The organism is Corynebacterium sp. KPL2830, assembly GCF_040225635.1.
GTDB lineage: Bacteria > Actinomycetota > Actinomycetes > Mycobacteriales > Mycobacteriaceae > Corynebacterium.
The window spans coordinates 1-2,184 of the sequence record NZ_JBEHFR010000058.1; the positions used below are offsets into that span (position 1 = coordinate 1).

General features: G+C 57.2%; 1 protein-coding gene and 2 pseudogenes. 1 reads left to right on the forward strand and 2 read right to left on the reverse strand.

Going from position 1 to position 2,184, the window contains the following annotated elements:
* Positions 1-75: 75 nt before the first annotated feature.
* Positions 76-800: pseudogene (locus tag ABRP87_RS11160) on the forward strand (IS1634 family transposase); the annotation flags it as partial.
* Between the two features lie 30 nt (positions 801-830).
* Here the strand turns inward: ABRP87_RS11160 and ABRP87_RS11165 are convergent.
* Together ABRP87_RS11165 and ABRP87_RS11170 are read right to left on the reverse strand one after the other, a co-directional pair.
* Complete coding sequence (locus ABRP87_RS11165) at positions 831-1,721, reverse strand: cation diffusion facilitator family transporter (protein WP_005276393.1); 891 nt, start codon at positions 1,719-1,721, stop codon at positions 831-833.
* A gap of 212 nt (positions 1,722-1,933) precedes the next feature.
* Positions 1,934-2,113 (reverse strand): annotated as a pseudogene (locus tag ABRP87_RS11170) (IS1249 family transposase); the annotation flags it as partial.
* Between the last annotated feature and the right edge of the window lie 71 nt (positions 2,114-2,184).

The following is a 2,184-nucleotide window of genomic DNA, read 5'->3' on the forward strand; positions in this document are numbered from 1 at the left end:
AACTCACAATGAACATCCTCTCCTACGGACACAAGATCCGTACTAATAGGGTGTCCACTAAACGAGGGTAACCTCAAGCAAGCATTGATAGATGCAGGTCTGCACTACATTTTGTCGGTGAAACCCCACCGTGCCTGAGGTGATTGAAACCTGGCGGCGGGAAATCCCTGGTGAAGCCTACGCCCACGGCCAGATCTGGACACAAGCCTCGGCAAGCGATGCGCGCAAACACACAACCCCGAATACGGTGACCCACTTCCAGTACTCCTATGATCGGGCCAGACGCGGCCTGCGCGGAATCAAAGAGCAAGTCGCAAAAGCCAAACGCGCTGTTGACGGCGAAATCGCCATTAAGCGCAACCGCTATTTCGATCTTTCCACCCCGAACAAGAAGGTCAACTACGCTCTCGCTGCCAAACACCGAGCCCTAGCCGGAATTAAAGGCTATGAAACCGACCTGACCGCTCTTCCCGCCCAGGAGGTTATCGGGCATTACCGCAGGCTATTCCACATTGAAAATGTCGTATCGGATGTCGAAATCAGACCTGAAAGCACGCCCAATCTATGCGAGGAAACAAAACTCGATCACAGCACATCTCAATATTGTGATGGCAGCACTAGCCGTGACCCACCTGATGGAGACCCGCAGTGGTCACTTCATCAAACGCCTCGTGAGAACACTCAAGAAATACCGCAGCTTTCAACTCGTCGTTGGCGGCGAAACCATTCACGCCGCCGTACCATTCCCGCCCGACCTCACTGCCACCATCCAAGTAATCACCGGCCGCGAACTTCCGCACAAAATTGGCCTAAGTCAGGTTAGAAGGGAATCAGCACACCGTCTCGTGGGATTCGTGCTCTGGGTGCTCAATCTGGATGGTGGAGTGCTCGATACCGTGTTCGCGCAGGGCCTGCTGGGCGGCATCCAACAGCGGGCCGGTGCCGACGGTGCCGTCGCGCACGATATGCACGGTCGTGAGCACGTTCACGCCGTCCAGGCTCCACAGGTGCAGGTCGTGGATGTCAGCAACGCCCTCGACCTGCCGCAGCGCGGGCTCGATCGCACTGGCGTCGAAGTCCGCCGGGACTTGCTCGAGCAGCACGCTCGTCGAAAGCCGCATGAGCTGCCAGGCGCGCGGCAGCACCATCGCCGCGATCGCTAGGGAGGCGATCACGTCCGCCGCCACAAACCCCGTGGTCAGTACCACGATGCCGGCCACGATTACTGCGACAGAGCCGAGCATATCCACTAACACGTGCAAGAACGCGCCCTCCACGTTGATCGAGGATTTGCGGTGCCGGTGCAGAACCCACGCCGATAGCGCATTCGCCACCAGGCCGATCACCGCGATGATCAGCATCGTTTTTCCCTGCACTTCGGCCGGGCTCTGCAGGCGGCGCACCGCCTCGACGACAATCCACACCGAGATCGCCAGCACCATCACTGCGTTCGCCAGTGCAGCAAGCACCTCCACTCGTCGGTAGCCGTACGTGGCCTGAGCCGATGCTTGTCGGCGCCCAACCAACACCGCTAACACCGCGATGATCAACCCCGCAGCGTCGGAAAGCATGTGCATCGCATCCGCCATCAGCGCCATCGAACCCGCCAACCAGCCGCCGATCAGCTCCGCGAAGAAGACGGTGCCGGTAATGCCTAGCGCAATCAAGAGTGCGCGCAGCGGCGTGCTGGAGTGATCGTGGTCGTGGTGCTCGTGTGCCATGCACTCAGCCTATCCCCGTCGACGCTTATTGACAATTAAATGCAAATGGATGGCGGTAAGCGCAGCCACTGAGGCCAAGTCGGCCTGCTTTAGGTCATTGTGCAGTTGTCCTTTGAATGTGTAGAGAAGCTGAAACATGAACAACCAAAAAGTAGGGTTAAGTAGCAGAATGTGTGTCCGTTCGGCGTGTTGCGGGGCGGGTACACGGTTAGTTACTTCATGGGGTCTTTTCTGATTCCTATCGAGTGTTCGTACTCGGTTGGGATAGCGTTGTCGTAGAAGGCTGGTCGGCCTGTTTCTTGGTCGGCTTTGTTGTGGTTTTCTTCGGCAAGATCGTTGACTTTGGCGAGTTGATCTTGGCCATAATTGCACTGCCTGGCGATATTTTGGGGTTGCCCGCAAATCGTGGACACGTAGTTAAGCTGCTTAGGGGTTAAGCAGCGGCCTTCTTATTACCATTTTG